Annotated in this window: 1 pseudogene; it reads right to left on the bottom strand. The window is 26.5% G+C overall.

Going from position 1 to position 829, the window contains the following annotated elements:
• Positions 1 to 53 precede the first annotated feature (53 nt).
• Positions 54 to 829: pseudogene (locus OF365_RS03170) on the bottom strand (hypothetical protein); the annotation flags it as partial.

Genomic DNA, 829 nt, shown 5'->3' with positions numbered 1-829 from the left:
ACTAATTTATAAAAAATGAGCACACTTTTAAAATTAGTTGCTCATTCTGTAATTTACACAAACATTTTTTGTAAAAGTGTGTTTTTAATGTTTTCCATTTTTTCAAGCTTACGCTGAAGAAGTGATACTGCACTTTCAATAAAAGCAAATAAATTATAAATATATTTAATTTCGGTGATATTTGGTGTCATAGTAATTACACCTTTCAAAAATTCATCCTCGGATACTAATATCGTATTTTTTGCACCTTTGTTTATAAGTTTAATAAGATAATTGTTCGTTCTCTCCCTCTGTAAAAAATATCATTTTAAAAACAAACTGTATGAAGTGTTTTTTGGTTTAAAAACAAGATAAAGTGTAGATAATATTCCTTTTTTGTTTTGATTAATGTCAATAATACCAAATGGAAATGAATTTAAAGGCGATCTCGTATATACTAAATCAAATAATTCAATAACTTTATAGTTAGACAAAGTTTTTTTACTTGCGTATGATCTTCCGAGAAGTGAAATTTGATTAATTATCCCATATTTTCTTGACACTGATAAAACCGAATCAAATGAAAATTCATAACTTGTATTTTTTTTGTTGGATTTAATAAGCGAATCGCCTAACTCTTTACGTTCTCAAGCGTTTGTAAATTCTTTAAATCTAATCTTTGGGAAGGGGTGTTTTTCATCTGCAAACATCTTCTCTAAAAGGGTATTTTTGAGATTTTTTAGCTTTTCTAACTTACACTGAAGAAGTGATATGGCAACACTTCATCTTTTTAGTAAATTCGATAAATTTTTTATTTCGTCAGTTGTTTCAGGTAATCATATTTTAATAT

The sequence above is a fragment of the Ureaplasma zalophigenitalium genome (assembly GCF_025780055.1).
In the GTDB taxonomy this organism is placed as follows: domain Bacteria; phylum Bacillota_I; class Bacilli_A; order Mycoplasmatales; family Mycoplasmoidaceae; genus Ureaplasma; species Ureaplasma zalophigenitalium.
This window is presented reverse-complemented; position numbering and strand designations above follow the sequence as displayed.